Origin of the sequence: Nonomuraea sp. NPDC049141 (genome assembly GCF_040648415.1) — a bacterium.
Classification (GTDB): domain Bacteria; phylum Actinomycetota; class Actinomycetes; order Streptosporangiales; family Streptosporangiaceae; genus Nonomuraea.
Genome location: NZ_JBEZDR010000003.1, coordinates 115,228 through 139,775, shown reverse-complemented (window position 1 = coordinate 139,775; position 24,548 = coordinate 115,228). Strand labels below are relative to the sequence as shown.

At 71.5% G+C, this 24,548-nt stretch carries 22 protein-coding genes; 11 read left to right on the top strand and 11 right to left on the bottom strand.

Annotated features, from left to right (window positions below):
* Nucleotides 1–180: 180 nt before the first annotated feature.
* Nucleotides 181–1,188 carry a hydroxyacid dehydrogenase gene (locus AB0B91_RS09295; protein ID WP_358317780.1) on the bottom strand — a complete coding sequence of 336 codons (1,008 nt, stop codon included), beginning with the start codon at nt 1,186–1,188 and terminating at the stop codon, nt 181–183.
* Between the two features lie 57 nt (nt 1,189–1,245).
* The gene (locus AB0B91_RS09290; protein ID WP_358317779.1) at nt 1,246–3,141 is read right to left on the bottom strand and encodes a DUF2264 domain-containing protein; all 1,896 of its coding nucleotides are present in this window, start codon (nt 3,139–3,141) and stop codon (nt 1,246–1,248) included.
* An 84-nt stretch (nt 3,142–3,225) separates the two neighbouring features.
* Between AB0B91_RS09290 and AB0B91_RS09285 the strand changes: the two genes are divergently transcribed.
* Complete coding sequence (locus AB0B91_RS09285) at nt 3,226–4,296, top strand: LacI family DNA-binding transcriptional regulator (RefSeq protein ID WP_358317778.1); 1,071 nt, start codon at nt 3,226–3,228, stop codon at nt 4,294–4,296.
* 4 nt (nt 4,297–4,300) lie between these two features.
* On the opposite strand, the gene AB0B91_RS09280 is transcribed toward AB0B91_RS09285, so the two are convergent.
* Nucleotides 4,301–4,708 (bottom strand): hypothetical protein, encoded by a 408-nt coding sequence (locus AB0B91_RS09280; protein WP_358317777.1) that lies wholly within the window; start codon nt 4,706–4,708, stop codon nt 4,301–4,303.
* Between the two features lie 122 nt (nt 4,709–4,830).
* Here AB0B91_RS09280 and AB0B91_RS09275 point away from each other — a divergent pair, with 122 nt between their 5' ends.
* Nucleotides 4,831–5,484, top strand: coding sequence for a response regulator transcription factor (locus AB0B91_RS09275; protein ID WP_358317776.1), 654 nt, complete (start codon nt 4,831–4,833; stop codon nt 5,482–5,484).
* On the top strand, nt 5,481–6,575 hold the full coding sequence (locus tag AB0B91_RS09270) for an ATP-binding protein (protein ID WP_358317775.1): 1,095 nt from the start codon (nt 5,481–5,483) through the stop codon (nt 6,573–6,575). Before AB0B91_RS09275 ends, AB0B91_RS09270 begins: the two co-directional genes overlap by 4 nt.
* Here the strand turns inward: AB0B91_RS09270 and AB0B91_RS09265 are convergent.
* Nucleotides 6,565–7,044 (bottom strand): Rrf2 family transcriptional regulator, encoded by a 480-nt coding sequence (locus tag AB0B91_RS09265; protein ID WP_358317773.1) that lies wholly within the window; start codon nt 7,042–7,044, stop codon nt 6,565–6,567. The two genes, AB0B91_RS09270 and AB0B91_RS09265, sit on opposite strands and share 11 nt — an antisense overlap.
* A gap of 82 nt (nt 7,045–7,126) precedes the next feature.
* On the opposite strand from AB0B91_RS09265, the gene AB0B91_RS09260 reads away from it, so the two are divergent.
* Nucleotides 7,127–8,332 (top strand): MFS transporter, encoded by a 1,206-nt coding sequence (locus AB0B91_RS09260; RefSeq protein ID WP_358317771.1) that lies wholly within the window; start codon nt 7,127–7,129, stop codon nt 8,330–8,332.
* A 38-nt stretch (nt 8,333–8,370) separates the two neighbouring features.
* On the opposite strand, the gene AB0B91_RS09255 is transcribed toward AB0B91_RS09260, so the two are convergent.
* Complete coding sequence (locus AB0B91_RS09255; protein ID WP_358317769.1) at nt 8,371–9,189, bottom strand: IclR family transcriptional regulator; 819 nt, start codon at nt 9,187–9,189, stop codon at nt 8,371–8,373.
* 105 nt (nt 9,190–9,294) lie between these two features.
* Between AB0B91_RS09255 and AB0B91_RS09250 the strand changes: the two genes are divergently transcribed.
* The 4 genes from AB0B91_RS09250 to AB0B91_RS09235 are packed head-to-tail and all read left to right on the top strand — an operon-like array spanning nt 9,295 to nt 12,741.
* The gene (locus AB0B91_RS09250; RefSeq protein WP_358317767.1) at nt 9,295–9,948 is read left to right on the top strand and encodes an ABC transporter permease; all 654 of its coding nucleotides are present in this window, start codon (nt 9,295–9,297) and stop codon (nt 9,946–9,948) included.
* Nucleotides 9,935–10,975 (top strand): ABC transporter ATP-binding protein, encoded by a 1,041-nt coding sequence (locus tag AB0B91_RS09245; protein WP_358317765.1) that lies wholly within the window; start codon nt 9,935–9,937, stop codon nt 10,973–10,975. Before AB0B91_RS09250 ends, AB0B91_RS09245 begins: the two co-directional genes overlap by 14 nt.
* Nucleotides 10,972–11,739, top strand: a complete 768-nt coding sequence (locus tag AB0B91_RS09240; protein ID WP_358317763.1) for an ABC transporter permease — start codon at nt 10,972–10,974, stop codon at nt 11,737–11,739. The genes AB0B91_RS09245 and AB0B91_RS09240 overlap by 4 nt, the downstream gene beginning before the upstream one ends.
* 36 nt (nt 11,740–11,775) lie before the next feature.
* Entirely contained in the window at nt 11,776–12,741 is a 966-nt protein-coding gene (locus AB0B91_RS09235; RefSeq protein WP_358317761.1) for a glycine betaine ABC transporter substrate-binding protein, read from the top strand.
* Here AB0B91_RS09235 and AB0B91_RS09230 read toward each other — a convergent pair.
* The 5 genes from AB0B91_RS09230 to AB0B91_RS09210 are packed head-to-tail and all read right to left on the bottom strand — an operon-like array spanning nt 12,647 to nt 21,847.
* A complete protein-coding gene (locus tag AB0B91_RS09230; RefSeq protein WP_358317759.1) occupies nt 12,647–13,192 on the bottom strand; it encodes a phosphotransferase in 546 nt (181 codons plus the stop codon). The genes AB0B91_RS09235 and AB0B91_RS09230 overlap by 95 nt on opposite strands.
* Entirely contained in the window at nt 13,189–13,320 is a 132-nt protein-coding gene (locus AB0B91_RS09225) for a hypothetical protein (protein WP_358317757.1), read from the bottom strand. Before AB0B91_RS09225 ends, AB0B91_RS09230 begins: the two co-directional genes overlap by 4 nt.
* Nucleotides 13,321–13,355: 35 nt before the next feature.
* On the bottom strand, nt 13,356–15,848 hold the full coding sequence (locus AB0B91_RS09220) for a PEP/pyruvate-binding domain-containing protein (protein WP_358317755.1): 2,493 nt from the start codon (nt 15,846–15,848) through the stop codon (nt 13,356–13,358).
* The gene (locus AB0B91_RS09215) at nt 15,845–16,573 is read right to left on the bottom strand and encodes a helix-turn-helix domain-containing protein (protein ID WP_358317753.1); all 729 of its coding nucleotides are present in this window, start codon (nt 16,571–16,573) and stop codon (nt 15,845–15,847) included. Before AB0B91_RS09215 ends, AB0B91_RS09220 begins: the two co-directional genes overlap by 4 nt.
* A gap of 60 nt (nt 16,574–16,633) precedes the next feature.
* Complete coding sequence (locus AB0B91_RS09210; RefSeq protein WP_358317751.1) at nt 16,634–21,847, bottom strand: tetratricopeptide repeat protein; 5,214 nt, start codon at nt 21,845–21,847, stop codon at nt 16,634–16,636.
* 123 nt (nt 21,848–21,970) lie between these two features.
* On the opposite strand from AB0B91_RS09210, the gene AB0B91_RS09205 reads away from it, so the two are divergent.
* From AB0B91_RS09205 to AB0B91_RS09195, 3 genes are all read left to right on the top strand, one after another.
* Entirely contained in the window at nt 21,971–22,516 is a 546-nt protein-coding gene (locus AB0B91_RS09205; protein ID WP_219527414.1) for a hypothetical protein, read from the top strand.
* Nucleotides 22,517–22,553: 37 nt separating this feature from the next.
* A complete protein-coding gene (locus tag AB0B91_RS09200; protein WP_358317749.1) occupies nt 22,554–22,934 on the top strand; it encodes a hypothetical protein in 381 nt (126 codons plus the stop codon).
* A gap of 79 nt (nt 22,935–23,013) precedes the next feature.
* Nucleotides 23,014–23,685 (top strand): DUF6766 family protein, encoded by a 672-nt coding sequence (locus tag AB0B91_RS09195; protein WP_358317746.1) that lies wholly within the window; start codon nt 23,014–23,016, stop codon nt 23,683–23,685.
* A gap of 29 nt (nt 23,686–23,714) precedes the next feature.
* Here AB0B91_RS09195 and AB0B91_RS09190 read toward each other — a convergent pair whose 3' ends face one another.
* Nucleotides 23,715–24,530 (bottom strand): 1-aminocyclopropane-1-carboxylate deaminase/D-cysteine desulfhydrase, encoded by an 816-nt coding sequence (locus AB0B91_RS09190; RefSeq protein ID WP_358317744.1) that lies wholly within the window; start codon nt 24,528–24,530, stop codon nt 23,715–23,717.
* Nucleotides 24,531–24,548 lie beyond the last annotated feature (18 nt).

Below are 24,548 nucleotides of genomic sequence, written 5' to 3'. Positions count from 1 at the left end.
TGGGGGGAATGATCGAACCTAGCGCTTGGTTGTGGTAGCGCTAACAATCCTTTCTGTCGAATCACCTGAATAAAAGGTTTTCGGAAACGTAGACCGATCTTCCGGACCTGTCAATCAGTACGGCGGCCTATCCCTCGCCACTCCACCGCGCTGCGGAGCGAAAAGGCTTTCGGAGAGCCGTCAGGCGAGGTAGCCGAGCTGCGCGACTTCCACCCGGCCGCGCAGCGGGCGCCCGCTCAGGAAACGTTCAAGCTCGCCGACCGCGAACTCACCGAGCCGCCGCAACTCACGACCCTGCGCGCCCGCCAGATGCGGGGTGACGAGCACATTGGGCATCCGGAAGAGTGGGTGCTCCAGCGGCAGCGGCTCGGGATCGGTCACGTCGAGCACGGCCGAGACGCGACCGGTCGCGCACACCCGGGTGAGCGCCTCGGTGTCGATCAGCGAGCCGCGGGCGGTGTTGATCACGACGGCCTGGTCGGGCAGGAGGGCGAGGCGCCGTTCGTCCAGCAGGTGGCGGGTCTCGGCGAGGGCCGGGGCGTGCACGGTGACCAGGTCGCTGCGCCGGCACAGTTCGTCCACGTCCACCAGCTCGACCTCCAGCCGGGACGCCTCCTCCGGGGAGACGTAGGGGTCGGACAGCAGGATGTCCACGTCGAAGTCGCGGAGCCGCCGCAGCACGTGACGGCCGACCCGGGAGGCCCCGATCACGCCGACGGTGCAGTGATGCAGCCCGGTGCCGCCGCCCGGCTGCCAGGTGGACCGGTCGGCGCCGGCCGCGTAGTGTCCGGCCCTCCCGAAGACCCGTTTCGCGCCGAGGACGAGCATGGCGATGGTGTACTCGGCGACGGGCACGGCGTTCGCCTCCGCCGCGGACGACACGACGAGCCCGCGCTCGAACACGACGGGATCGACGATCGCCTTTACGGTGCCGGCGGCGTGGACGACGGCCCGCAGCCCCGGCGCCGCCTTCAGCACTCCGGCGTCGATCCGCGGGCAGTCCCAGCCGGTCAGCAGGATCTCCGCCGTGGCCAGCGCGCGGGCCGCCTCCTCGCCGTCGAACGAGGTGAAGGTCACCGTCGGATCGACGTCCACCGACTGCCGCAACCGGGTGACGAGGTCGGCGGGGAAGACGTCGTGGAAGGCCCAGGGCGCGATCGCGAAGACCGCTACGGGTCGCCGTGCCATAGAAGGCTCCTTGGGTAGGTGAACGGTTCCGCGGCGGCCCCAGGGCCGCCCGCCCCGTCAGGGACGGTCGCCGCCGTTGACGACCCGTGCGCAGGTCGGGGTGCCGGTGAGGCGGATCGTCACCGAGTCGCCGCCCGGCCACTCCAGGCTGACCTGGTCGTCCTCGACCCGCACCGCCGGGGGCCGGAGCTCCTCGTCCGTGCCGGTGAGCAGGACGAGGCTGACGTACACGGCGGTCCCGCCCGGGTGCGCGTCGGCGATCACGTACGGGGTGGCCGAGTGCCGCCCGAAGGCGTTGGCGCCCTCCGCCGTCGCCACGCCTGCCCCCGTGTAACCGTGCAGGCCCCGTACCACGCTGACCAGATCGTCCGGCCGCCGCGCCGACGCCCAGACGTCGCCGCTCCGCGCCGTGAGCGGCGCCTCGCCCGCGAGGGCGTGCCCGCCGTCCCTGATCCGGTGTCCGGCGGGCGCGGTGACCTGATGGATCCGCACCTCGGCCGGCCCGTCCACCACCGAGGCCGTCACCACGCGGACCGGCCCGGCCGGCAGGTCGTCGCAGTAGGCGGAGGCGGCGAACCGGTCCTGCGTCGTGAGCGGCTCGATACGCCGCCGCCGCGCGACGGCTCCATCCGGCGCGACGACGACGAGTTCCCCGTCGAAACCAGCCGCCTCGCCCAGGTCCGGCCCGGTGTGGCTGGTGTAAGCGAGTTTGAGGTAGTGCGGATCCGGCAGCCCCGACGGGTCCTGGATCCGGTCCCGGTCGCTGCCGTGGTTGACCAGCCGGACCACGCCGTCCTCGCGGGTGGCGTGCAGCAGCCATCCCGGCGGGCGCAGCGCCACCGCCTGGTCCGCGAGGTCGATCGGCGCCGGGACCTCGGCGTCAGTCCAGACCGGATGCTCGGGCGGCAGCAGCAGCCCGAGGAACGCCTTGCTGGCCCAATAGGGCGAGCCCGGCCCGGAGTAGCTCTGCGTGACCGGCAAGAACGTGTCGTACCAGCCCAAAGTCAACAGACCGCGCTCGTCCGGCACGCCGCGCTCGGCGAAGTGGCGCAGCACGCCGCTGGCGATCCGCCGGGTCCGGCCGGGCGGCAGCGGCGAGGAGCCGGCCAGCGCGCCCAGCCAGAGCGGCGCGGCCGTGGCGAACCGGTAGGTGAGCGAGCGCCCCTGGTGCACGGGCCCGCCGTCGGCGGCGAACAGGTGCTGGTACTGGCCGAGGAAGAGCCGCAGCCGCTCGCCGTAACGCTCCAGGCGGGCGGTGTCCCCGGCCATCCTGGCCCACAGCACCGGGTAGAGGTGCAGGGCCCAGCCCGCGTAGTAGTCGAAGTTCTTGCCCGCGCCGTCGGAGTACCAGCCATCCCCGACGTACCACTCCTCGATCCGTTCCAGCCCGCCGGTGATCTCGGCGGCCTCGTACGGCCCGCCCACCTCGGCCAGGAACTGCTCGACGACCACCCGGAACAGCACCCAGTTGTTGTCCGGGGTCCGTTTGCCGACGAAGCCCGCCAGCCACGCCACCACCCGCTCCTGCTCGGCCGGGGACAGCCGGTCGTACAGCCAGGGCCGGGTCTCGTGCAGGGCCAGCGCGATCGAGGCCGCCTCCACCAGCGGCTGGGACATGTCGGTCAGCGCCGGCCAGGCGTACGGGTGCGCCGGGTCGGTCCCCGCCACCAGCCCCTGGGCGTACCGCTCCAGGAGCGCGGGCGGCATCTGACCACCCGCCCCGGCGATCCGGAACGCGGCCAGCATGAACGTGCGGGCGTACCCCTCCAGACCGTCGCTCACCGGCCCCGAGCGGCTCTGCCTGCCCGGCAGGCGGTATTGCGCGAAGTCGTCGGTGGCGTACGGCACCACGGACGCCAGCAGGTGATCCGCCACGGCCTCCCAGTGCGCCCGGGTCCAGCCGGTGTAGGCGGACAGCTCGGCATCGGCGGGTGGGAGGCGCAGCGATGGCATAAAGCGGATACTACGGCATTTTAGCTGGGGTTTTCCGGCTAAAATAGCCCAGCGAGAGTAACCGTTTTAACATTGGGAGGTCGCATGGCCCGGCGGACGGCGTCCGACGACGGCGGGCCGCGACCGTCGACGATCCGTGACGTGGCGAAACACGCCGGCGTATCCGTCGCCACGGTGTCCAGGATCCTGTCCGGCACCTATCCCAGCGCTCCCGCCACGCGCGGCAAGGTCATGCGGGCGGTCCGCGAGCTCGACTACGTGGCCAACGCCCACGCTCGGGGGCTGGCCGGGTCGAGCACCAGCAGCGTCGCCATCATCGTCAACTCGGTCATCTCCCCCCACTACGCCGCCGTCGCCCAGGGTGTGCAGACCCAGGCCGCCCTCGAAGGCCGGTTGTGCCTCGTCGGCACCACCGGAGGCGATCCGGAGCGGGAGCTGGCGACGATCCGGCTCATGCGCGAGGAGCACGCCGACGCGGTGATCCTGGTCGGCAACGTGGTGGCCGACGACGCTTACCGCGAGCGGATGGGCGAGTACGCCCGCGCGCTGGCCCTCGCGGGCTCGCAGCTCGTCCTGTGCGGGCGCCCCCCGCTGGGGCCCGACGTACCGGCCATCGTGGTCGAATACGACAACACCGGTGGCGCGTACGCCGTCACCAGCCACCTGCTCTCGGCGGGCCACCAGCGCATCCTGTTCCTCGGGCGACGGGACGGCTACAGCACGCCGGAGAGCCGCATCGCCGGCTACCGGGCGGCGCTGGCCGCCTACCGCGTGCCCCACGATCCGGCGCTGGAGGTGGCCGGCACGATGGAGCGCCACGAGGGCTACCGCATGGTGCGCGAACGGCTCGACGCGGGACCGCGCGACTTCACCGCCATCTTCGCCGGGAACGACCTGATCGCCGCGGGTGCCCGCCAGGCGCTCAGGGAGCGGGGCCTACGCATTCCCGACGACGTGTCCATGGTCGGTTTCGACGACCTGCCGCCCGCCGCCGACATCGACCTGACCACCGTGCACGTACCGCACGAGGAGCTGGGCCGCACCGCCGTACGGCTGGCACTCGAACGCGAGCGCGGCAGGACGGGCGCCGCCGAGCACGTCCTGCTGGGCACGCACATCGTCGTCCGCGACTCGGTCCGCCCGAACCTCCCCTGACCGCTCAGCCGGAAGGGATCACCGGCGCCACAGGGGCCTCGCTGATCACCGGCGCCGCCAACGCCGCGGGCGCCACGCGGATCACCGGCGCCGCAGGCGCCGAGGGCGCGTCGGGCGCGCCCGGCAGGTGGGTGCCGGTGGGCAGCAGCGACTCGCACGCCTTCACCGCCGCCCCGTACCTGACGGACAGGACGTCGACGTGTTCACCGTTGATCTCGAGGTTGACCAGCCCGTCCGAGGAGACCGCGACCTCGGGGAAGTCGGGCAGCCCCTTCGAACGCATGCAGTCGGTGAACGCCTTGGCGTCCGTGCCGGGGCCGTCCGGGGCGGACAGCGCACTCGCGCCCCCACCCACTCCCGCTGCGACGACCGCGGCGGCGAGGATCACGTTCCTGATCGTTGAGCCGAGCATGATGGCTCCTCCGTTTCCATCGTTTCTGTTCGGTGAGCCCAGCAAAGCCGAGGACCGGTTACGGGACGGGAACGGCGGCGGTTACCCCGCTGTAACCGGCGGCTGGGCATCCTGGGTGGATCATGAGGGTGCTGATGGTCGAAGACCACGAGGAACTGGCCCAGACAGTGGCCGCGGGGCTGCGCCGCGAGGGCATGGCCGTCGATGTGGTGCTGGACGGCGACGCCGCGCTCGACCGTACCTCCGCCAACCACTACGACGTGGTCATCCTCGACCGCGACCTGCCCGGCCTGCACGGCGACGACGTGTGCAGGTCGCTCGTGGGCGCGGGCTACCCGGCGCGGGTGCTGATGCTCACCGCCGCCGGAACGATCGACGACAAAGTGACCGGGCTGGGGGTCGGCGCCGACGATTACCTGCCCAAGCCGTTCGCCTTCGCCGAGTTGGTCGCCCGGCTCCGGGCGCTGGCCAGGCGGACGCGTCCGGCCCTGCCGCCGGTGCTCGTCCACGGCGACCTGCGCCTCGACTCGACCACGCGGATCGCCACCCGCGACGGGCGGCGGCTGTCGCTGAGCCCCAAGGAGTTCGCCGTGCTGGAGCTGCTGCTGGCCGCCCGGGGTGCCGTGGTCTCCGCCGAACAGCTCCTGGAGCAGGGCTGGGACGAGTTCGCCGACCCGTTCACGCAGACCGTGAAGGTGACGATCAGCCGGTTGCGCCGCAAACTGGGCGACCCACCGCTGATCGAGACGGTTCCGCAGGCCGGATACCGGATATGAGGCGGACGGCCCGGCTGCGCCTCACGCTCCTGTACAGCGGGCTGTTCCTGCTGGCCGCGGTGGTGCTGGTCACCCTCATCTACTTCCTGGTCGTGTACTCGCCCTTCCCAGGGCCGCCGACCGCTCCCACGGCACCAGGAGGGCTCGACCTGCCCGTACCGGAGCCCCAGGTGAAGGAGCAGCACGCCGAAAGCCTGCGCCGGCTGCTGGTCAACTCCCTGGTCGCGCTGGCGGTCATGGCGTTCGCGTCGGTACTGCTGGGGCGGCTCATGGCCGGGCGCGTCCTACGACCGCTGGGCGACATGACGGCCACCGTCCGGCGCATCACGGCCGACCGGCTCGACCGGCGGCTGGCCGCGTCCGGGCCGGACGACGAGCTCAAGGAGCTGGCCGACACCTTCGACGAGCTCCTGGATCGGCTGGAGGCGGCGTTCACCGCGCAGCGGCGGTTCGTCGCCAACGCCTCCCACGAGTTGCGCACGCCGCTGACACTGCAGCAGGCCATGGTCGAGATCGCGCTCACCGACTCCACGGCCGACGCCGGGTCGTTGCGGGCCGTACTGGAACGTCTGCTCGCCAACGGAAAGCACCAGGAACGGCTCATCGAGGCCCTCCTCACCCTGGCCCGTAGCCAGCAGGGCCTGCATCACCGGCAACCTCTCGACCTGGCCGCGATCGCCGGGCAGGCCCTCGACCAGCGGGGCGACCAAGGCGTCCGGGTCGAGCCCGCGCTGCGCCCGGCACCCGCGTCCGGCGACCGCGCCCTGCTCGAACGCCTGGTCGCGAACCTGCTGGACAACGCCGCACGGCACAACGTGCCCGACGGCTGGATCAAGGTGACGACCGCCGTGGAGGGCGGCCGGCCCACCCTCAGGATCTCCAACAGCGGCCCGGTGATCCCACCCGAACGAGTCCCCACGCTCCTGCAGCCCTTCCAGCGTCTGGAGACCGGCAGAAGAGCCACCGGCGACGGCCTGGGGCTGGGCCTGTCGATCGTCGCCGCCATCGTCCAGGCCCACCACGGCACACTGGACGCTCGCGCCCTGCCTGGAGGCGGGCTGGAGGTGACTGTCTCTTTGATCACGCGGTAGAGGTCAGCCAGCCGCGGACGTCGGCCATCGCCGTACCCTCGCTGTCGGCGTCGATGCCCGCTGCCAGGTCCGCGATCGTGACGGCTGCCAGCGCGCCGGACCAGGCCTCCTGCGCCGAGGCCATCGCGCGGGCGATCGCGCACGGCCGGTCACACCGTTCGGCCGGTACGGCCAGCGGCCCCTGCTGCCGGATCTCCGTGCACCGGTAGGCGGGTGACGTGCCGTCGATGGCCTGGACCACCTCCAGCACGGTGATCGCCGCGGCGGGCCTGGTGAGGAGGTAGCCACCGACCTGGCCGGCCGTCGACCGTACGATGCCCGCCCGGGAGAGCGCCTGGAGGTGCTTGGCCAGGTACGCCGGAGGGGTGCCGTGCAGCTCCGCGAGCCGCGCCGCCGGCACCGGGTCCCGGCTCTGGCTGAGCGTGACACAGCCGTGCAGCGCCCACTCCACTCCGTTGGACATCTTCATGTCCGCAGCCTACCCATTCCGGATAAGAAATGTCCGTGATAGAACTCGGATGGAAAATGTCCGAGATCAATTGGGAGTCCCCATGACGCGTACCGCCCTCGGCGCGGCCGCCGTCGCGCTGTTCGTCGCCGCGGCGAACCTGCGGCCGGCGATCGCCGCCGTGTCCCCTCTGGTGGACCGCATCCAGACCGACCTCGACCTGTCCGCCACCGGAGTGGCGCTGCTGACGACCATCCCGACGCTGGCCATGGGGGTCTGCGCGCCCCTGGCCGCCGTGGTCGGCCGCAGGTTCGGGCTGCGGCGCGGCGTGCTGATCGGGCTCGCCGTCATCGCCGTGGCGACGGCGGCCCGCGTCATCGGCGGCGCCGCCTGGCTGCAGCTGACCTGCGCGGCGGCCGTCGGGGCCGGGATCGCGATCGCGCAGACGCTGCTGCCCGCCGTGGTCAAGACCCGCTTCGCCGACCGCGCCGGCCTGGTGACCGGCATCTACACGGCCGGCCTCGGCCTGGGCGGGGCGGTCGCGGCCGGGGTGACCGCCCCGCTCGCCGACGCCATCGGCTCCTGGCCGGGGGCGCTGGCCTCCTGGTCGGTGCTCGCGGTGGCGGGCATGGCGATGTGGTCGGCCTCCGCCACCTCCCTGGGCCTCGACAGCGGCCCAGCCCCTGTGGGCCCCGCTACCAAGGGACTGCCCTGGCGGAGCGGTGTGGCCTGGCGGATCACCGCACTGTCCGCCGCCAACTCCGCCCTGTACTACTGCGAACTGGCCTGGGTCGTCCCCCTGCTGCACGAGGACGGGCGGCGTGGCGCCACCGGTGCGGGGGTGCTGCTGACCGTGCTGATCTCCATCCAGGTCGTCGCCATGCTGGCCGTACCGGCGCTGCTGGGTGAAGGGCGGGACCGGCGCGCCGGGCTGGCCCTGACGACGGTGTTGACGGCGATCGGGTTCGCGGGGCTGGCGGCGGCGCCGGCGACGGTCACCTGGTTGTGGATCGCCGCCTTGGGCGTCGGTCACGGCGGGCTGTTCACGCTCGTACTCACGCTGCCCGTGGTGGTCAGCCGTGACGCCGCCGAGGCCGGACGGATCAGCGCGATGGCGTTCTTCGTCGGCTACGCCTGCGCCGCCCTGGCACCCCTGCTGGTGGGCGCGCTACGCGACGCGACGGGAGACTTCCACCTGGCCTTCGGCCTGCTGAGCGGCCTGACCGCCGCGACGCTGCTGCCCATCGCCCGGCTGAACAAGGGCGGGGGCGAGCGTACGGCCGGGGTTCGTGAGGCGTCACAGATTTGACATCGGCGAGCCGGACGCGTTTTCGCGACGCGTCCGGTTCACCGCACCCGCAGCGGCATGGCCGACAGAACGCCTCGGCCGCCCGGCGGCAGCCCCAAGGCGACCGAGAGCTGACGCGCCGTCTCCGCGGCGATGCCGCCGATCTCGTGCAGGCGCGACTCGCTCGGCGAGCGGGTGACCGACACGGAGACGGCGGCCGCGATCACCCCGCGGTGGTCGCGTACCGGCGCCGACACCCCGAACACGCCGTCGTCCAGCTCGAACGCCGTCACCGCGTAGCCGAAGGAGCGTACGTGGGCGACGTCGGCCAGCCACTGCTTCTCGTCGTTGACCGCGGGGCCCAGGCCGGCGGGCAGGGCGGCCCGCAGGCTTTCGCGGATCTGCGCGTCGTCCCAGTCCGCCAGCAGCGACCGGCCGGCGGCCGCCATGATCACCGGGATCGAGATGCCCTCCCAGATCCGGTGGAAGGCCCGCGAGGAGGGCAGCGTCATCAGCGTGAGCGCCATGTCGCCGCGCTGCACGCACAGGTGCGTGTCCTCGTCGCAGGCCGTGGCCAGCCGCCGCAGGAAGGGCACGGCCAGCTGGACCAGCCTCGACTGCTGCGTACGCGCCGCGAGCGCGAACAGCCGCCAGCCCAGGCGATAGCGCTTGGTCAGCGGGTCGCGCTCGACCATGCCCTCGGCCTCCAGACCGCGCAGCGCCCTCGACACCTGGCTCTTCTCCCGGCCCAGCCGCTGCGCGATCCAGTTGACGCCGAACCCGTCCACGTCGCGATCGTCCCCGTTGCCCGCCAGCACTTCCAGGATGTCCATGTCCCGCCGGAGTCCGGCCGACGACAGCGGCGATTTCTCGCTCATTCCCACCCTCGCTCAGTTGCGCTGACCGCAACCCATTTTGCGATGACTGCAATTGGTCACATACGTTTACACATTCCTACAAGCGTAAGCAAAGGCGGACACTCTATGAACTTCAGCGAGTACGTGGTCTCACGCTGGGACACCCTCTCGCTGGCTGCCGCCGAACACGCCCTGGTCGTGGGCATCGCCATCGGCGTCTCCACCGCCGTCGGCGTCGGCATCGGACTCCTCACCCACGACCTTCCAAAGACCCGGGGTGCCTCGCTGGGCATCTCCGCCGCGATCCTGACGGTCCCCTCCCTGGCACTGCTCACCCTGCTCATCCCGGTGACCGGGCTGGGATGGGGATCCACGCTGGTCGCGCTGACCGCGTACGCGTTCCTGCCGATCATCAGGAACACGGTCGCCGGGCTGCGCGGCGTCGACGCCGCCATGGTGGAGGCGGGGCGCGGGATGGGCATGAGCCGGATCCGCGTCCTGCTGAAGGTGCGGCTGCCGCTGGCCTGGCCGCTGATCCTCACCGGAGTGCGCGTCGCCACGCAGATGCTCATCGGCATCGCGGCCATCGCCGCCTACGTCGACGGACCCGGCCTCGGCACGCAGATCTTCGAAGGGCTGTCCCGGCTGGGCTCGGTGAACGCGCTCAACGCGACGCTCGCCGGCACGCTCGGCATCGTGGTCATCGCGGTGCTGTTCGACCTGTTCTTTTTCGCTGTACGTCAACTGACGATCCCAAGGGGGCTTCGTGTTCGACCGTGACACCGGAGGCGCGCGTATTGAGCTGCGGGCACTGACCAAGCACTACCCAGGGCAGCCCGCGCCGGCGGTGGACCACGTCGACCTCGACATCCCCGCCGGTGAACTCGTGGTCTTCGTCGGCCCGTCGGGCTGCGGCAAGACGACCACGATGAAGATGATCAACCGCCTGGTCGAGCCCACGTCGGGCGAGATCCGCATCGGCGGCGAGGACGTGCTGAGCCTGCACCCCGACGAGCTGCGCAGGCACATCGGCTACGCCATCCAGCAGGTGGGACTGTTCCCGCACCTGACCATCGGCCAGAACATCGGCCTGGTGCCGAAGCTGCTGGGCTGGTCCGCCGCCCGTACGGCCGACCGGGTCGAGGAACTGCTGACCCTGGTGAACCTGGAGCCGTCGGCCTTCCACGACCGCTACCCCAGCCAGCTCTCCGGCGGGCAGCAGCAGCGGGTGGGCGTGGCCAGGGCGCTGGCGGCCGACCCGCCCGTGATGCTGATGGACGAGCCCTTCGGCGCCACCGACCCCATCACCCGTGAGCACCTGCAGAACGAGTTCGTCAAGCTCCAGAAGCAGCTGCGCAAGACGATCATCTTCGTCACGCACGACTTCGAGGAGGCCATCAAGCTCGGCGACCGCATCGCCGTACTCCGGGAGCGCTCGCACATCGCGCAGTACGACACGCCCGCGAACATCCTGGCCAACCCCGCCGACGACTACGTGGCCGGCTTCATCGGCCAGGACGCCACGCTCAAGCGGCTCGCGCTGCTGCGCGTGGCGGACGTGCAGTGCGCGCAGCAGCCGGGGAGCGCGGACATGCCGCAGATCACCGCGGACGCCAGCCTGCGCGAGGCTCTGGACGTCATGCTCGCGCACGGCACCGACCGCTGCGGCTCGCCGTCCGGCGTGCTCACCTACGACGCGCTGTGCGAGGCGGTGGGATCCGAACCGGCACCGGGGACCGCCCCCGTGCGGAAGGAGCCGGTGGGAGCCGGCCCGGCCGCCGCTCTGAAGGAGGCGGTCCGCCGGTGACCACCGCGACACTCCGTGCGGGCCGGACCCGCCCGTCCTGGCGCGTGTCAGGTCTGCGGCACGTCATCACCCCGGTCGTCCTGTGCGGCGTACTGATCGGCCTATACGTATGGGTCAGCGCGCAGAACCTGGACTCGATCGAGAGCCGCAGCCTCACCCGGGAGTTCCTCCTGGCCAAGGCCGTGGAGCACATCCAGATGACGCTCCTGGCCACAGCCCTCGTCGTGATCGTCGCGATCCCCCTGGGCGTCGTCGCCTCGCGGGCGCGCAACCGGCTGATCGCCCCCGTCATCCTCACCGTGGCCAACCTCGGCCAGGCGATCCCGTGCATCGGGCTGCTCGTGCTCTGCACGTTCATGTTCGGGGTGGGTTTCCAGACCGCCCTGGTCGGCCTGGTCGCCTATGCGGTGCTGCCCGTGCTGCGCAACACGATGGTCGGGGTGCAGCAGGTCGATCCGGCGCTCATCGAGGCCGCGCGCGGCATGGGAATGACCAAGGGGCAGGTGCTGCGCCGGGTCGAGCTCAAACTGGCCGTGCCGGCGATCCTCGCCGGCCTGCGGACCGCGCTCGTCCTGACCGTCGGCGTCGCCACGCTCGGCGCGTTCGTCGCCGCGGGCGGCTTCGGCGAGCTGATCATCAACGGGCTCAAGCTGAACCGCATGCCCGTGACCATCGTGGGCGCCGTGCTGACCGCGTGCATCGCCTTCTTCATCGACTGGCTGAGCGCGCTCGCCGAAGACCTGCTCAAGCCCCGCGGCATCTGACCCCACGCAAGTCCAGCTTCAAGAGGTGTTTTTTTCATGCATGTCCGCAAGACGTTCACCCTGCTCGCCGCCGCCGCCCTGACCCTGACCGCCACGAGCGCCTGTGGTTCGAGCGACTCCGTCGAGGCCGCCAGTGCGGGCAACGAGTTGTCCGGAGCCAAGTTCGTCATCGGCTCCAAGGACTTCACCGAGAACATCATGCTCGGGCAGATCGCCGTGCAACTACTCAAGGCGCACGGGGCCGAGGTCGAGGACAAGACGAACCTCGGCGGCACCGTGCCCAACCGCAAGGCCCTGGAGTCCAAGTCGATCGATATGTACTGGGACTACTCGGGCACCGGCTGGATCGAGCACCTGAAGAACGCCACCCCCATCCCGGACGCGGCCAAGCAGTTCAGGGCCACCGCGGACGAGGACCTCGCGAAGAACAAGATCCGCTGGGTCGGGCCGACGCCGCTGAACAACACCTACGCACTGGCGATCCGCTCGGAGAAGGCCAAGGAACTGGGCGTCAAGACGATCTCCGACGTGGTGAAACTGGCCAAGACCAACCCGGACCAGGCGTCGTTGTGCGTCGAGTCGGAGTTCTCGACCCGTGACGACGGGCTGCCGGGGCTGTCCAAGGCGTACGGACTGAACCTCCCGAAGGACAAGATCAGCCAGCTCGACACCGGCGTCGTCTACACCGAGACCGACAAGGGCCAGACCTGCAACTTCGGCGAGGTGTACACCACCGACGGCCGCATCTCCGCGCTCGGCCTGACCGTGCTGCAGGACGACAAGCACTTCTTCCCGATCTACAACGCCGCCGTCACCGTACGGGACGAGACGTACCAGAAGTACCCGGCTCTGGAGAAGGTGCTCAAGCCGGTGATCGCCAAGCTGGACGACACGACCATGCGGAAGCTCAACGCCCAGGTGGACGTCGACGGCGAGGAGCCGAGCAAGGTCTCCGCCGACTGGCTCCGCACCTCAGGCTTCCTCGGCAAGTCCGACGCCTGATGGTGCGGGTCCAGTAGCCGGCGAACGCCACCAGCAGCGCGTCCACCCGCTCCGGCTCCGCCGCCCGGCCCAGCGGATGCGCGGCGAACAGCTCCTCGGGGTCGGCGTCACCCAGATCCGACTCCAGCAGCAGGCAGACCAGGTCGGCCCACGCGGGGCCGGTGCACGCGCGGCCCCAGTCGACCAGGCCGGCCCGCGCGTGCGGGGTGATGAGGAAGTTGTCGAAACGCGGATCGAAGTGCAGCAGCGAGTCTCCGACGACCAGCGACGCCCAGTCCCGTTCGACCTCGGCCAGCCGCCCCAGCCGCGCCCGCTCCCAGGCGCCGAGACCGTCGGTGGCGCCGTCGCGCTCCCTGGCCTGCCAGGTCTCGCAGCGGCCAGCCATACGGTCGGCCACCGTCGGCAGGCCGCCGATCGGCGACGGCGTGAGCTCGCGGGCGCAGACGGTCACCAGGCGGAGGGCGGCGGCCCGCCCCGGCGCTCCTCGAAACGCCGCACGGCCGAGCCGAGGCGGCGTTCCACCTCTTCCACCAGGGGACCGGGCAGCTCGTGCCAGGCGCGGCGGCCGGATTCGCGCACGACTCCGGCCTACCCGATCAACGCCCGAAGCACCCTCAGCCCAGCAACTCGACCGTGCCCCGCTCGCCGTCCACCCGGACGCGGTCGCCGTCGTGCAGCCGCATCGTCGCGTTGCCCGTACCGACCACGGCCGGGATGCCCAGCTCGCGGGCCACGATCGAGGCGTGCGACAGCGGCGCCCCCATGTCCGTCACGACGGCGGCGGCGCGCGGGAACATCGGTGTCCAGCCGATGTTGGTCAGCGTCGTCACGAGGATCTCGCCGGGCTTGAGCCGCTCGCCGTCCTCGGGCGAGGCGATCACCCGGGCGACGCCCTCAACGATGCCCGGCGCACCGGGGAAACCGGTCACCGTGTCGCTGACCGGCGCGCTCCCGCCGCGCGCGTCGTAGATGTCGCTCCGCCTGCCGGGGTCGGCGGCCCAGCGCACCGGATCGAAGTGCCCGACGATCAGCGTCGGGTACGGCGGCAGCGAGGCGTAGCGTTCGTAGGTCGCCCGCCGTACCGGGATCTGGTCCAGTGAGGACGCGTCACCGCGCAGGAGGCCGAGGATCTCCTCCAGATAGAGGAAGAACACGTCGTCGCCGTGCCCCGTGAGCTGCCCGGCCCGCAGCATGAAAGCGCGCAGCACCCAGAACGCCCGCATGTTCTCCGACCTGGCGCTCTCGCGGTCGCGGACGACCTGGTTCCACCGGGTGACCCGGGCCCGCATCTTGGCTTCCTTGCGGGGATAACGCTGGGCGAACCGCGCCCACGCCTCCTCGCGCGCCTTCTTCTGACGGGCGAACAGGGCCTCGGTGTCGGCGCTCATGTCGCGGAGCCCGGCGAGCTGGGCGTCGATCCAGGCCGGGTCCTCGCCGGGGCGCGGAAGGGAGACCTCGAACTCGTGGGGGCCGCGATGCCCGTACAAGCGGGCGAACGTGTCACGGTCGATCTCGCCCCTGGCCAGCTTGCCCAGACCGAGGACCGGGCCGAGACTGGCCAACTCGCCGTCGGCGTTGGCGCCGGTGAGCATGGCTTCGGCGTCGACGTCGCCCATCATCTTGCGCAGTTTGTCGCGGGTGTACACGAGCGTGGCCCCGCCCTGCCGGCCGGCCGCCTCCAGCATGCGGCAACTGGTGACGACGTACGGCTCGATCTCACGCTCCCACAGGGCGGCCAGGTCGGGGCCGGTCTCCGCGGTGGCGATCCGGGCGCGCAGGTCCTCCGCGCGCTGCTGCGCGGTGGCGAGGAAGGGGCGCAGGCCCTTGAGGTTCGTACGGACGCGCTTCTGGATGTTGATGCCCATCGGCACGACCTTCTTGACGATCTCCCAGGGGGAGACCGTCAGCAGCGGCACGTCGAGGCCAGGCGGCAGCTTGCCGAAGATCTGCTCGACGGCGCTCAGCCGTTTCCGCATGCCGAGCGAGATGGCCATCGTGTACATGACGCTCAGGTTCATGTAGAACCGGCCGCCGATGTTGCCGACCAGGTCGAACCCGGGCAGCGCCGAGGCGGCCATCGCCTCATGGATGAACAGGCGGACGAACGACCAGGTCGCGGGCGTCATCACGTCGGGGATGGCCTCGCCGAGGTTGCCGCCGGTCCACAGGTAGTCGCCCTTGAGGCTGTCGTTCCACTCCTCGGCCCGCTGCTTGAGGCCGGTGATCGGGCGGGCCTGGACGATGAAGAACGAGCCGTCGCGCCTGGCCCATTCGACGTCCATCGGGGTGCCGTACAGCTCCTCGATGCGCGTGCCGATCGCGGCCAGCTCGGCGGCCTGCGGCGGGTCGAGGACGGCCCGGCGCCGCAGGTCGTCGGGGACAGGCTCCTCCCGCGTGCCGGACGGCGTGCGCACGGTCATGACCGTCTTGTCGCCGATGCGCGACTCCGCGACGGCGCCGTCGCGGACCACGACGGTGTCGGGGGTGACCTGGCCGCCGACGACCGCCTCGCCGAGGCCCCAGGAGGCGTTGATGACGATCTCGTCGCGGGCGCCGTTGACCGGGTTCGCGGTGAACAGGACGCCGGCCGCGTCGGCGTCCACGAGCTCCTGCACGACGACGGCCAGCGCCACGTCGTCCTGGGGCACGCCGTTCTGCTCGCGGTAGGCGATGGCGCGGGCGTTCCAGAGCGAGGCCCAGCAACGCTTGACGGCGTCGAGCAGCGCCTCGCCCCTGATGTTGAGGTAGGTGTCCTGCTGCCCGGCGAACGACATGCCGAGCAGGTCCTCGGCCGTGGCGGACGAGCGGACGGCCACGGGCACGTCGTGGCCGAGCGCGTCATACGCCTCGCGGATCTCGGCGGCGATCGCGGCGGGCATGTCGTGCTCGGCGAACAGGGCGGCGATCGCGGCGGCGTCGCCGGCGGCGGCCGCGTCGAGGATCCGGTCGTGGAAGTCCGCGACGAACGCGCGGTAGGCCTCGGTGGTGATGTGGAATCCGTGGGGAACGGGCAGTCCCGCCCTGGTCAGCCTGGCCAGGGAAGCGCCCTTTCCCCCTGCTGTCGCGAGGTCGGCGGCGGCATCGTCGAGAGGGATTAAGGCCCTCACGTGACACGCTCCTTAGCGCCTAGGGAGACCGCGAGTTTCCGCTGCGCGATCTCCTCGATGGTGTCGAGATAGCCGAGGGTGGCCAGCCTGGCGGCCCGCGCGTCGCCGTCCGGCGGCACGCCGTCCGCGCCCATGGCCCGGATGGCGGTGTCGGCGACCAGCTCGGCGAGCCGGTCCTCCGGCGTCCGCATCTCCTCGGGCAGCATGTTCTGCGTGATCAGGAACCCGTAGACGACCGAGACGAGGATCGCGAGGTGCTCGGCGGGAGCCAGGTCGGAGCGGAGCACTCCCCGCCCGACCAGCTCGCCGAGGTACGTCTCGAACGCGGCGCCCTGCTCGAACGCGGCCGCGCTGTTCTGCTTCTGCCTGCTGAGCTTGCCGAACACCGCCGAGTCGCCCAGGATCAGCGCCTTCATCAACGGCCGTCGCAGCACCCCCCCGACCAGCTCTCGGAGCAGCTCGTGCAGGTTCGCGGGCGCGCGCTCGCGGACCTCGCCCAGCATGCGGACCCGCTCACGGCGGACCAGCGCGGCGAAGAGCAGCTCGCGCGTCTTCCAGTGCAGGTAGATCGTGCCCTTGGCGACGTCCGCCCGCCTGGCCACGTCGTCGATGGTCGTCTTGTCGTAGCCCCAGCGCAGGCACAGCTCGGCGGCGGCGTCGAGGATCCGGTGCGCCCGCTCCAACTGGCGCGCGGGGTCCTGCGGGGGCCGGCCGACCTTGGCCATCAGTCTCACCTCAAATGATTGACTAGATGAGACTAATTGGTCATTTAATTAAGCACAAGCTCATCCCAGCTTCGCCAGCAGTTGTTCGGCGTCGGCCGCGAAGGGCGAGTCGTCGGTGCCGGCCGCCAGCCGGAGCATCCGCCTGGCCACCGTGAGGTCGCCGTGGGCGTAGCGGATCTCCCCCAGGCGGAAGGCGGCCTCGGCGACCAGGTCGGGCTGCTCGGTCAGCCCCAGCGTGAGCTCGTAGTAGCGCACGGCGCCGTCGCGGTCGTTCAGCCAGTAGCAGAGCTCCCCCAGGTGCGCGGCCGCCATGCCCGACTCCGTGTCGCCCGAGTCGATGACCCGCTGGTACCAGCCGAGCGCCTCGGGGAAGTCCCGCTCCCGCTTGGCCAGCGCCCCGAGGTGCATCGCCCCGAGCGCGGTGACGTGCCCGGTGCCGAACTCGACCGCCCGGACGTACCACCGGCGGGCCTCGTCCTCGTCCTCGTCGTGGTAGCTGTGGCCGAGCGCGACCATCGCCCTGGCGGCCAGCTCGTCGTCGCCCGCGACGAGCACGCGCCGGTATACCTCCCTGCCCTCGGCCACCTCGCCGGTCCCGACCAGGGCCTGGGCGAGCACGCTCAACGCGGTGGGCTCACCGCTCTGGGCCGCCTCCCGCAGCGTGCGCAGCGACGCCTCGGTGTCGCCCTGGCGGCCCTGGAGCATGCCGAGCAGGCTGCCGAACACCGACCGCACCGGGCTGTCGGCGTCACCCGCCTGGCGTTCGGCCAGGTCGTAGAAGGCGGCGACGTCGTTCTCGACGTCGAGGAGCGCCAGCAGCCTGCCGCCCGCGACGAACCGCACGTCCGGGTCCTCGTGCTCGTTCAGCCGCTCGTAGACGGCCCGCGCCCGCGCCGTCTCGCCGAGCTCGGCGAGCCGCTCGGCGACCCCCAGCTCGGTGAAGGCGTCGGAGCCGACCAGCTCGTAGTAGAGGTGGACGGCGTCGGGGTCGTCGCAGAGCTCCGCGAGCTCCCTGGCCTTGACCCCGGCGTGCGGCCCCAGATGCGCCAGCACCTGTACGGCCAGCGCGTGCTCGCCCCGCTCGTACGCCTGGTAGGCCAGGGTGCTCAGATTGTTCAGGGCCATCTGGGCCAGCTCTCGGGTTGGCTCGTTGGTTGACTCGTTGGCCGATTCGTGGGTTGGCTCGGCGCCCGTCCCCGCGGCGCCCGTCCCCGCGGCGGCGGCGAACGCCTCGGCGGCCCCGAGCGGGTCGCCGTCCTCGTGCAGCCAGCAGCCGAGCTGAAGGCCGCCCCTGGCCACGGCGTCGGTCTCGCCCGACTCGATGGCCAGTCGCGCCTCCCCCGCCGCGGCGGCCGTGTCACCCAGCGCGTGCAGGGCGTCCGCGAGGTCGACCCGCATCCCCGCGTTCGGGTGACCGGTGTCGATCCCCTTGCGGTACATGGCGACCGCGCCCGCCAGGTCATCCGTCGCCTTGCACGCGTCACCCCACACCCAGTAGCCCATGGCCACCGTCTCAGGGTCGCCGGTACCGATCGCCAGCTCGGCCTCGGCGGCGACGGTCGCGTACTCCCGCCGCTGGAACAGATTGACGAGCAGATGACGCAGACTCGCGAGATCCCCGGCCGCGGCGCCACGATCGAGCACGTCACCGGCGCCCGCCAGATCGCCGCCCTCCTCCAGCAACCCGGCCAGCTCGACGGCGGTCGACGGCATCGCGGCCCGCAGCGCCTCGACGGCTCCGTCCAGGTCCCCGCGCCGACGCCGGACGGCGGAGACGTCGCGCCACGCCATGAGGCTGATCTCGGCGTCGTCGCTTCCGGTCGCGGGCAGAAGGCACAGCTCGGCCTGGCTGTACTGGCCGTCACGGGCCAGGTCCGCGCCGAGCCCCAGCCTTGCCGGCGCGGCCCATCTCGGCCCGCCCAGCTCGATGACCAGCAGGTAGAGCGCCCTGGCGAGAGCGTCGTCCCGGGTCATCCTGGCCATCTCCAGCGTCTCGGCGAACGCCTCGTCGGTGGCCGTAGGAGATGCGGTCAGCAGGCGGCGTACCTCGGCCGGCTCGCCCGCGTCCAGCGCGAGCAGCAGCCGGGCCATCGACGCCGAACCGGTCAGCTCGGTCAGAGCCGTCAGCGCGCCCTGCCGGTCGCCCTCGGCGGCGAGCACCCACGGCCGCTCCTCCGGCGACGCCGTGCCGAGCCGGACCCGGGCCGTGGCCGCGGCCTGCCGGTCCACGTCCTGAACCGCCGCACGCTGGTAGGCCGAACGGGCGCCGTCCTGGTCGCCCGCCTCCTCCAGCCGCCGGCCCGCCTCCACCAGCGTGACACCCGCCGACCCCGGATCAGCCGCCACGGCCCGCTCGAACGCCGCCCGCGCCCCCGCGAGATCGCCGGTCCGCGCGAGGAGACCACCCAGCAGGCACACCGCCTCCGCGCCCGGTGCGATCCCCACCGCGATCTCCGCAGCCGCCAGCGCTCCCTCCAGATCACCGGCATCCCGCAGCAGCCGGGCCAACTGCGGCACCGCCGCATCCCCGAACACCACCCGCAGCACTTCGCGAGCCTCGTCGGTCGACCCACTCGCGATCAGAATCTCCCCGAGCCGCAACGCAGCCTCAGCCACGTGCGCCTCGACCGTCGCCTCTCCGTACGCTCCTGCCGCGGACGCCCTTTCAGCCCCGGCGGCTGTCCCCTGGTCCTTCGCCGCGTGCCCGGCAGCCACCGTTTCCTGGTGCCCCACACCCGCCTCGCCGTACCCCGCCAGTGCCTTCCGGTATGCCTGTGCCGCCGTGGCCAGGTCGCCGAGGGTGTGCCAGGTTCGGGCGAGGTCGCGGTGCGCGATGGTGGCGAGGCGTTCGTCGGGGCCGGTCGCGGCCTGCTGCCAGGCGGCGATCGCGCCGTGCGGGTCGCCGGCGTCGTGGCGTAGGGCGCCGAGGTAGCAGGCCGCCTCCTGCTGGAAGTCCGGGTCACCGATGTCGAGCACCAGTGACAGCGCCCCGTCCGCGGCGGCCGTCTCGCCCTGCCGGTGCCAGGCGTGCGAGCTCTGCATCGCCAGCATGGCCGCCATCCAGGACCGGCCGTCGTCGGCTATCTCCTCGAAGGCCGCGGCCGCCGCACCGAAGTCGCGGTCGAGCAGGAACCGGGCGTAGCGTCCTGTGTCCCCCTCTTCCGGGTGAGTCTCCGGGATATGGGCGAACGCGGCACGAGCGCCGTCGAGGTCGTCGATCCGTACCCGGGTGAGTCCGAGCAGCCACGCGTTGCGCGGCGCCTGGACCGGGTCACCCTCGGCGACGAACCGCTCGTGCAGACGGCACGCGGCCAGCAGATCGCCCTGGCGCTCGAACAGCCCGAGCAACGCACCCATCGCCTCGACCCGCAGCCCCCGATGGCGGGTCTCCATCGCGGCGGTGAACGCGGCCCGCGCCTCCACCAGATCACGCTCGCGCGCCCCCGCTCCCTCACCCGCGCCGAAGTCCTCACCCGGATCCTCACTGAGCAGCTCACCCAGCCCGTACGCCACCCACGGCGCCAACCCGGGATGCCCATCGACGCGGGCCCGGCGCAGCAGTGCGACCGCCTCCTCGGTCTGGTCCTGGTTCACCAGGACGTCCTTGAAGATGGTGGCCGTGTACGAGAGCGCGAGCGGATCACCGGATTCGGCCGCCGCGCGGAACAGCTGGGCCGCGTCCGACAGGTCATACCCGATGGAGGCCAGCACCTGCGCGAACACCGCGGTGCCGATCGCGGCCGTCGCCGGGTTCGGGTGCTCCATGGCCTGGCGGTAGCGGACCAGCCCCTCCTCCCTGCCCAGGCGCTGGTGGTCGATGACCGCCCGGAGCACGGGATGCGGTTCGTCACCCGATTCGCGGAGCAGGTGCAGGAAGAACTCGGCGCTGAAGCCCTGCAGCAGATCGTCACCCTCGGCGACGTACGACAGCAGCTCGTCGGCCTGCTCGCGGTCGCCCTCGCCCAGTTCCAGCTCGGCCAGCGTCATCATGGCCCGGACCGACTGCGTGGCCGCGCCGGAGTCGATGGCCCTGCGCAGCAGCCGCCGCGCCCCGGCCAGGTCACCCGCCTGCAGGTGGCGCAGGGCCTCGTCGACGTCCAGGAGCGCCTGCTCCTCCACCGGGTCGGCGAGCGGCTGCTGCCGCGCCGCGTGGTCGATCAGCAGCGCGGCCTTGAACGCCGTGTCGGGGTCGTCGTGCTCGGCCGCGTCGAGTACGAGCGCCATGAGGCTCTCCCGATCGTCCGGGTGCCGGTCGAGCAGCAGGCCGAGCAGTGTGACGCAGATCGACGACCACTCCGACTCCCCCGCCTCCAGTACGGCCCGCAGCGCCGCGAGCGCCTCGGCCACCTCCCCGGCCTCGGTGTGCATCTGTGCCAGGCACGCCTGGGCCTCGACGGCGTACTCGCGCTGGCCGCTGGCGATCACCCGGTGGAAGATCGCCTTCGTCGCCACCACGTCGCCGAGCTGCGCGGTCACCTTGGCCTGCTCGATGAGCGCGGGCAGCCGCTCCTCGGGCCTGGGGTCCTCGGCGGCCGTGGCGTAGGAGGCCGCCGCTTCGGCGTACTCGCCGAGATCGACGAGGACCGCGCCGCGCAGCCGGTGGGCCGTGGCCAGGTGGTCGGCGTGCCCCACGGCGATCGCGTGCTCGCACGCCTCGCGGGCGGCCACGAAGTCCTCCTCATCGGCGTACATCTGGAAGAGCCGGAACGCCGACAACGACACCACCTCGGGATCGCCGCAGGTCAGCAACTGCCGGTAGTCGTCCTCGTCCTCCGCCAGCTCGTACAGGTCGCGGGCCGTACCGGGATCGTGGGGGACGAAGTCGGGCAGCTCCAGCTGGGCGGCCAGCTCGGCCACGGCAGGACTGTCACAGCGCCGCGCCCGCTCCAGCGCCTCAGCCGCGCCCTGGCCGTCGCCCATCTCGGTCAGTACGAGGACCAGCGCCGTCTCGGCGAGCGCGGCCACCTCGAAGTCGGCGCCGTCGGAGGCGATCATCAGCACCCGGTAGGCGGCGGGCCATTCCCGCGCGGCGATCAGCATCATGCTCATGGCGATGGCCGACCGCTGCCCGAAGACCGGGTCGCCCGACTGGATCACCGACCGGTGCGCGGCCTCCGCCCCGTCGAGGTCGTCCTGCTCCTCCAGCAGGCAGGCCAGCAGATGCGACGCCTCGGGATCGCCGGTGGCCGCGTTCTCCCTGAACAGCACCGCCGCCGCACCGAGGTCTCCATCTTCCCAGTACCTCATCGCCGCGGCGAGCTGTTCTGACTCCATGCCGTACTCCCCAGTCAGCTAATAATGTGAAAAAGCTACATGTGTAGTCGCCTGGTTACCGCACATTCTCCGGATCTCCGGACCTGGGGCCATCACCGCTCGGAGCGCCGTAGCGTAGTCCCCATGGCTAGAGCGTTCTGGATCGACCAGGAGTTCGACAGGGATCGTGACGGGCGCTACGCCGTACACGTGCGCAAGAACCTCGAAGAGTTCGAGTGGGGGGACATCGCGCCGGTCAGGTTCGCCTGCGCGGCCTGGCGACTGGCCACGCCGCCGTCGCTGAACCCCGGCTACGTGCGCTGGGACCGCCGCATCCTGGAGGCGACCTGCGACCGCAACACGTGGGACGGCACGCTCAACGCGCGGATCCGGCTGGTCTCGCCGCTGCCCGAGGAGCTCACCCGCTCGCGGGCCTGGTGGCGCGACCGCGGCTGGCTGGGCTGGCAGGAGACGTTCGGCCAGTACGTCGAGCCGACGCAGCAGGACCTGGCCAGGATCCCGTTCCTGCGGGCGACACTGCTGGTCGAGGTGCCGGTGCCGCTCGACGACCTGCCGCCGGAGCCCGAGGGCCCGCATGATCAGGTCGAGCAGAGCGCGGAGCGGGCCCTGGTGGTGCTGGTACGCGAGCTGAACCAACTCGTCGCCCCCATCCTCGACCAGCTCGGTTAGGAGCATGCCCGACACGTAAGTGGGTAGCAGGGGGCGCGTGAGGATGCTGCTCGCCGTGCTGCCGGTGACGCTGATCATCGCCGGGTGCGCCGTGGACACCACCTCTCCGGCCCGTACCGCCGAGCGCTTCCGCACCGCCCTCGCCGCGCACCAGGAGGACACCGCCTGCGCGCTGCTCGCCGAACAGACCGCGGAGAAGCTGCCCGACCCCGGCCAGACGTGCGCCGAGGCGCTGCGCGACCTGAAGCTGGGCGCCGCCGGGCCGGTCACCGCGGTGCGGGTCTGGGGCGACGACGCCCAGGTACGACTGTCGGGCGACACTCTCTTCCTGCACCGCTACAGCGACGGGTGGCGGGTCACGGCCGCGAGCTGCCGTCCGCAGGGCGACCGCCCCTACGACTGCGAGGTGGAGAACTGATGCGGGTGATGTTCGTGATCACCCTCGTCGTCATCGCGACGGGGCTGATCTGCGTCTTCGCGACGGGCCTGGTCCACCTATGAAGAAGATCAAGGAGAACGGGCTGTCGCTGACGTTCCTGGTGATGTTCCTGCTGGCGTTGGGCGGGCAGGCCATCGCGGGGCTGGCCCTGTTCAACGACCAGCAGCTGGTCGACGGCGGGGAGCCGGTGTCGATCTTCAAGTACGTGGCCTCCTCCGACTTCGCCGTGGACGTGGCCGAGAACTGGCAGTCCGAATACCTGCAGTTCTTCCTCTACATCATGGTGACGGTCTGGCTGGTGCAGAAGGGTTCACCGGAGTCCAAGAAGGTCGACGACGCGGGCCCCGGATCGGACGAAGAGCAGCTCGTCGGCCGCCACGCGCGACCCGACTCCCCCACCTGGGCGAAGGTCGGCGGGATTCGGCGCCAGGTGTACAGCAACTCGCTCGGGCTGGTGATGGGGCTCGTCTTCGTGCTGTCGTGGCTGGCGCAGTCGGTGGCCGGGGTGGCGTCGTACAACTCCCAGCGACTGCTCGACCTGCGGGATCCGGTCTCGTGGGGCACCTACGCCACCTCACCGGACTTCTGGAACCGGACCCTGCAGAACTGGCAGTCGGAGCTGCTCGCCGTCCTGTCGATGGTGACGCTGTCGATCTACCTGCGGCAGCGCGGGTCGCCGGAGTCGAAGCCGGTGGGCGCGCCGCACACCTGGACCGGGGTCGAGAACTGACCGGTCGCCGGGTTCCAGGTCGCCTGGATTCAGGTCGCCGGGTTCCAGGGCTCGCCGGTGACGACGGCGACGATGCGGGTGCCCGGCTGGAAGGCGCCCTGGCGTACGAGGTCGAAGACGCCGTACAGCATCTTCCCGACATACACCCCCTCGACCCGATATTTCGCGATGAAGTCGTCGAGAACCGGAGTCGAGCGGGCGTAGCCCCCGAAGTGGTAGTCCAGGTTGACCGACCAGTTGGACCACACACGCCCGTAAGCCTCCCGCTGCAGGCGCGCGACCTCACCCTCCAGGAACCCGGCCCCCTTCAGCACCGCGAACCCGATCGCCCGCCGCCCCTCCGGCAACCCGGCCGCGATCCCGGCGAGGGTGCCGCCCGTGCCCACCGCGCAGCAGATCACGTCGTAGCCGCCACCGATCTCACCGGGCAGCCCTGCGATATCGGCGGGCAACTCGGCGCACCCGCGCACGGCCGCCGCGTTGCTGCCGCCCTCCGGCAGGATCGCCACGTCGCCCCACTGCTCACGTAGCGCGGCCTGTACCTCTGGCGTGTGCTTGAGCCGGTACGTCCCCCGGTCGAGGTAGGTCAGCCGCATGCCGCAGGACACCGCGTACGCCAGCGACGAATTGAGCGGCAACCGCTCCTCGCCGCGGATCACCCCGATCGTCTCGAACCCATCCCGCTGCCCGGCCGCCGCCACAGCCCTGATGTGGCCGGAGTAGGCGCCACCGAACGTGAGCACCCGCGGGTGGCCCAGGTTGTACTTGAGTTTGCGCGCCTTGTTGTCGTCGCGGACGAGGAAGACCCGGACGGAGGCGAGCGCCGGATCCACCAACTCCTCCATGGCGCTAGTCTACGGTCG